Source organism: Lacticaseibacillus suihuaensis, from assembly GCF_054785075.1.
Genome location: NZ_BAAGBJ010000011.1, coordinates 72,502 through 78,501, shown reverse-complemented (window position 1 = coordinate 78,501; position 6,000 = coordinate 72,502). Strand labels below are relative to the sequence as shown.

General features: G+C 63.3%; 4 protein-coding genes. All 4 read right to left on the bottom strand.

Annotation, left to right across the window (positions count from 1 at the left end; translation table 11 throughout):
- Positions 1 to 174 precede the first annotated feature (174 nt).
- Positions 175 to 1,713: a ribosomal protection-like ABC-F family protein gene (gene abc-f / locus ACYVRZ_RS10260; RefSeq protein ID WP_461226612.1), complete on the bottom strand. Its 1,539-nt coding sequence runs from the start codon at positions 1,711 to 1,713 to the stop codon at positions 175 to 177.
- 242 nt (positions 1,714 to 1,955) lie between these two features.
- Complete coding sequence (locus tag ACYVRZ_RS10255) at positions 1,956 to 3,164, bottom strand: MFS transporter (RefSeq protein WP_461226610.1); 1,209 nt, start codon at positions 3,162 to 3,164, stop codon at positions 1,956 to 1,958.
- Positions 3,165 to 3,405: 241 nt separating this feature from the next.
- The gene (locus ACYVRZ_RS10250) at positions 3,406 to 4,866 is read right to left on the bottom strand and encodes a UDP-glucose--hexose-1-phosphate uridylyltransferase (RefSeq protein ID WP_461226608.1); all 1,461 of its coding nucleotides are present in this window, start codon (positions 4,864 to 4,866) and stop codon (positions 3,406 to 3,408) included.
- A complete protein-coding gene (galE, locus tag ACYVRZ_RS10245; protein ID WP_262316027.1) occupies positions 4,863 to 5,858 on the bottom strand; it encodes a UDP-glucose 4-epimerase GalE in 996 nt (331 codons plus the stop codon). The genes ACYVRZ_RS10250 and galE overlap by 4 nt, the downstream gene beginning before the upstream one ends.
- Positions 5,859 to 6,000: the final 142 nt, after the last annotated feature.

Below are 6,000 nucleotides of genomic sequence, written 5' to 3'. Positions count from 1 at the left end.
CTGAATTCTTTGGTCGGGACGATGAACAGGAAGCCGTGTGGTGTCCTGTTTGTGTGCTGAAAACTAAATGGTATAGAAAAAGGAGCTGGCAGGCAAGTAGCCTATCAACTCCAAATATCGTAGCGCCCAGATTTCAGTCTGGGGCAGCGGGCAATGCGCGGTTTTTGAGTGCAGTCAAGACAGCAGCTGCAGCGTGACCACCTTGGTCGCCACGGCATCGATGAAGTGTTGGTCGTGTTCGGTGAACAACAGCGTCGGCTGAACGGCCTGAATCACCTGAATCAGCTGGTCTTGGTTGAAGACATCCAGGTAATTGAGCGGTTCGTCCCACAGGTAAAAGGCGGCGGCGGTGGCCATGCTGGCGGCCAGCTCGACTTTTTTCTGTTGGCCGCCGGACATCTGCTCGATCGGCGTGGTGAACACACTGCGCTCGACGCCGAGCTTGTGCAGGTTGTTCAGGAGGTCCTGGTAGTTCAAGTGGCGCTGCTCGGCAAAAGCGGCCAGTAACCCGCGGTTGTCGGCGTATTGCTGCCGCACCAAGGCCTGGGCGGTGTTGACCAGCGTGATCTCACCGGACACGGTGCCGGTGAAGGTGGCGCTTTTTTGGCCGGTGACGGTGGTGCGGCCGGCCGTCTGCAGCACCGCGTCGAGCAGCGAGCTCTTGCCGGCGCCGTTGGGGCCGACCAAGGCCACCCGCTCGCCGCGCTTGACGGAAAAGGACACCGGGGCAAACAGCGGCTGGCCGGCGAAGCTCAGGGTGACGTCGCGCAGGGTCAACAGCGTGGTGTGGTAGTCGGGGACGTAATCAAGCGCGAGCGGGTCGATGAACTCGACGTTTTGAAGCAGCGCCTCCTTGTCGGCGATCGCACCTTGCACCCGGCGGTCGAGGTTCTTGGCCCTTTGCATCATGCGAGCGGCCCGGGCGGTGGTGAAGCCGTCGTGGCCGGTGCCACCGGACCCCTTGACGTGTGGGTCGCCGTGGATGTCGCCCTCGCGGCTTTTGGACCAGTCTTTTTTGTCCCTGGCGCTTTGCTTGAGGCGGTCGATGTCTTTTTTGAGCTTGGCTTGTTCGGCCTGCTCGGAAAGGTCTTGGGTGGCCTTGGCCTGGCTGTAAGCGGCGAAGTTGCCGCGGGTCAGCACCAGCTGCTTTTTCTCGATAGTCAGGGTGTGGTCGGTGACGGCATCGAGGAAGTCACGGTCGTGGGAGACCACGATGTAGCCGGTTTTTTTGGCGGCCAGGTAGGCGGCGACCTGCCGGCGGCCGGCGGCGTCGAGGTGGTTGGTCGGCTCGTCGATCAGGGCGAATGCGGTAGTCTGGGCAAAAAGCGCCGCGAGCAGCAGCTTGGTCTGCTCGCCGCCCGACAGGCTCTGGTACGGCCGGTACAGCACGTCTTCGGCCACGCCCATAGCGGACAGCTCGCGCTGTACCTCCCACAGCTCGGCCGGTGTGATGTCGGCTGCGACCTGCCAGGCGTCAAGCGTTGGGTCCGCCACCGGCTGCGGAAAGTAGGTTAAGGGTACCGGGACGCTCAGGCGGCCGCTGGACGGCGACAGCTCTTGTTGCAGCAGGCGTAGCAGGGTGGTTTTGCCCCGCCCGTTGCGGCCGTTCAGGCCCAGGTGCCAGCTCAAGTCGAGCGTCAGGCTCTGGTCGGTGAAGATGTCCGCTTGCCCGGGGTAAGCGAACGTGAGGTGTGAAATCGTAATGTTAGACATGGTGACCCCCTTGTGGTGAGTCCAGCCGACCGGGGGGCGTGGTAGCTTGACCACACAAAAAGCCCCCAGAGACTCCGGGGGCTGTGCGGCCCGCCGAAGAAGTCTAGCGGTCGTCTGGACGGCGCACGAATCCCGTGGTGCAGTGATGGGACGTGCTTGGTTCAGACAACTCGCTTAGAACTTCAATGGCGTGACCTCCGTTTTCGTAATTGACTTATTTATATCACGGCGCGGACCGGGCGTCAACCGCGCCGGGGCAACGGGCGCACCGCGCTCATCTTCGGCAGCGCCATCACCGGCCGGCTGAGCCAGTAGGTGATGGCGCCGCCGATCAGACTCAGCCCCAGCAGGGCCATGCCCCACCGCGCGCCGATGCCGGCCAGCACCCAGCCGCCGAGCAGGCTGCCCGCGGGCATGGCGACCGTGATCAGCGAATCGACCGTCGTGTTGACGCGCCCGAGCAGCGTGGCGTCCGGCAGCACCTGGTACAGGCCGGCGTACAGCGTGTTGGACACGCTGCCGAGCGCCGAGCTCAGCGCCAAGAGCGCCGCGGTGGCGGCCACCTGGTGAACCATTACCGCGAGCAGCCATGCGGCGCCCTCGCCGACCAAAAGCCAGCTGATCAGCCTGCCCACGCCGGCGCGGCGGGCGATTGCGGTCACCGCCAGCGCGCCGAGCATTCCCCCGACGCCCTCCGCCGTGGTGAACAGCCCGAACACGAGCTTCGGCCGTGCGAATTCCTGGCTGAAGTAGGGCATCGCCACGCTGGCCAGCGCCGTCGCCGCGTTCATGGCGACCAGCGGCCAGGTGAGTGCGCGCAGCAGCGGTGAGCCGATCAGGTAGCGCCAGCCCGCGGCCAGCTCCGTGCGGTAAGCCTTGGCGGACAACGGCACGGCGGTTACAGGCCCGCGGTGGAACCGAAAGGCCAACAGCGGCACGAACACCAGCGCGAACACGCCGAGGTCTGCGGCGTAAAGCGCAAAGAAGCTGAGCGCCGACAAGAGCAGCCCGGACACGGCGTTGAACGCGGTGTCGACGGTCTTGTAGGCCACCGCAAACAGGCTGTTGGCAAACACCAGCCGGTTGGCCGGCGCGAGCCTTGGTATCAGCACATCCTCCAGCGGGTAGGTCAGGCTCGACGCAAGCGTGCTGCTCAGGGCCAGGGCGTAGGTCAGCGGGAGGTTGAACGGAGTGAGCGTCGCCAGCCGCACCAGCTGAATGACTAGCTGCAGCCCGCTTGCAACCACCAGCAGCCGCCGGGGCTCGAAGCGGTCAATCAGCGGGCCGATGAACACCGCCAGCACGTCCGGCAGGGCGAACAGCGCCACCAGTGCGCCGGTGGTGAGCGTGTCGGCCGCCTGGGTGACGTTCCAAAGCGTGACGACGTAAAACAAGCTGTCGGCGAGGTTGATCAAGAGCCGCACCGCCAGTAATTGATAGAGATTTTTCACGTGGATCCTTTCTGCGCCGGGAGCACCCGGCCGCCATGACTAGCCGTCCGTCATGGTGTGCTCCCAGTTAATGAGGCGCCACATGCGCCGGGGGTCCGGTGCGGGTGGCAGTGGCCAATCGCGTAAGTCTGCGGTCATGGCAATGCCTTCTTCCTGCCGTGAGGCGATGATAGGCCCATTCTACCCCGCCGCACGCAAAAAAGCCCGCCGAATCGCAATTCGGCTGGCTTCAAAAACAACGTTACAGCGCGGCGCAGAAGCGGTCGAACGCCGCTTGGCCGGTTACGTCGCGCTTGAACACACCGGCGTCTTCCAGGACCCGGGCGAAGACCTTGCCCACGGCCTGGTTCAGCAGGTCGTCGGCGTTGGTCGGGGTCCAGGCGAAGGCCTGCTGCAGCTGCATCGCCCACGGCCGGTGAGCCGCCGCCATGGCGTTGGGCTGGCCCAGCAGAAACTTCTTGACCTCTTGCAGCTCAAGGCGCAGCCGGGCCGGCAGGACAGCCAGCCCCATCACTTCGATCAGGCCGATGTTTTCTTTTTTGATGTGCTGGACGTCCTGGTGGGGATGAAAAATGCCATCGGGGTAAGCCACGCTGGTTTGGTTGTCGCGCAGCACCAAGTCGAGCTGGTAGTCCTGATCGACGCGCCGCGCAATCGGCGTGACGGTGTGGTGCGGGGTGCCATCGGTGACGGCGCGAACGTCGACGCTTTCGTCGCTGTACGTCGCCCAAGTCGCGCGGATGTGCTCGGCCGCGGCGGCCAGCTGGCCGCGGTCGCTTGAGGTCAGGCGAATGACGCTCATCGGCCACTTGACACGGCCGGCGGTGACGGCCGGAAAGCCCGGCAGGTTCAGCGTTTTCTCTACCGGGGCCACCGCCATGGCGAAGACGTGGCGGCCGCCTTGGTAGTGCTCGTGCGACAGCATCGAGCCGCCGACGATCGGCAGGTCGGCGTTGCTGCCGACGAAGTAGTGCGGCAGCATCGTCACAATGTCCAGCAGGTTGGTGAAGGTCTGCCGGTTGATGTGCATCGGCTCATGCACGGTGTCGAGGAAAATCGCGTGCTCATTGAAGTAGGCGTAAGGTGAGTACTGAAAGCCCCAGGTCGCGCCACCCAAGGAAAAACGCACGATGCGGTGGTTGCCGCGGGCCGGGTAGTCGGCGCGGCCGCGGTAGCCCTCGTTTTGAAGGCAGAGCTGGCAGGCCGGGTAGCCGAAGCTTTGGGCCTTGGCCGCCGCCGCGATGTCCTTGGGGTCTTTTTCCGGCTTGGAGAGGTTGATGGTGATCTCCAGGTCGCCGTAGTCCGTGTGAGCCGGGAACTTGATGTTCTTAGCAATCGCGCGGGTCTGGATGTAGTTGTTGGCGCGGCTGAGGTTGAAGAACCAGTCCGTGGCGCTTTGCGGCGACTGCTGGTACTTCGCCCAAAACGTCGCGTTCACGGCGCTTGGCCGCGGGGTGGCCAGGGCCATCAGTTCGGCCTCGAGAATCTGCTTGGCGGCTACGGTGTTGGCGCAGCTGCCGTTTTGAACGGCGGCCTCGACCAAGGCGTCCAGGTTGGCTAGGGGATCCGGAGCCCCTGGGAAATCCGCCGCCGCGTCGCCGACCAGCGCCAACACGCGGTTTTTGAGGAAAACACGGTCCAGCTCGGTGTAATCCGGGTTGTGCTTCAAAATGAAGTCTAGTTGGTGTTCAACAGCGGTCAAATCTTGTCACCGAATCCTTCCGGCTTGCTTTCGTGCCAGTTCCAGGCCGTCTTGATGATGGCCTCAACATTATCGTAATTCGGCTTCCAGCCAAGCACCGTCCGGGCCTTGTCGGAAGCGGCGATCAGGGTGCTTGGGTCGCCGGCGCGGCGTGGCCCGATAGTGGCCGGGATGGCCTTGCCGGTCACCTTCCGTGCGGCCTCGAGAATCTGCAAATTGGAAAAGCCGGTGGCGGAGCCCAAGTTGAAGGCGTCGCTTGGCTTGCCGGCCTTCAGGTAGTCCATCGCCAGAATGTGGGCGTCGGCCAAGTCGACGACGTGGACGTAATCGCGAACGTTGGTGCCGTCCTTGGTCGGGTAGTCATCGCCGAAGATCTGAAGCCCGTCACGGGTCCCCGCGGCCACCTGCAAAATGATTGGAATCAGGTGGGTTTCCGGGTGGTGATCCTCGCCAATCGAGCCGTCCGGCATGGCGCCGGCGACGTTGAAGTAGCGCAGCGCGACGAAGTGGATACCGTAGGCGACGTCGGCCCAGTGGATGATTTTCTCCATCGCGAGCTTCGATTCGCCGTAAGGGTTGGTTGGAATCTGCGGGTCGGTCTCCTTGATTGGAATCTGCTTGGGCTCGCCGTACGTCGCGGCGGTGGAGGAGAAGACAATCTTGTTGATGCCGAACTGCTTCATCGCCTCAAGCAGCGTGATCATGCCGCTGGTGTTGTTGTCGAAGTACTTCAGCGGGTCCTTCATCGACTCGGGCACGATGGAGAAGGCCGCGAAGTGAATGACGCCGTCGATTTTTTCCTTGGAAAATACGCTGCTCAAAAACTTGTAGTCGCGAATGTCGCCTTGGTAAAACCGGGCCTTCGGGTCAACGGCCTTGCGGTGGCCGGTGATGAGGTTATCGAGTACCACGACGTCTTCGCCGTGCTTAATCAGTTGCGCAACCGTGTGGGAGCCGATGTAACCGGCCCCGCCTAAAACAGCAATAGTCATGAGAAATCTCCTTTCAAGAGAGGGCGACCCGAGTGGTGGTGCCACGGGGAGCCCGTTCAACAGAGCGCGAGGTGCCGCGAACTTAGTGGGCTGGTAGCGCGTCAAAGCGGCGGATTGGGCCTCAATGGCGGCGCAAGCTAGC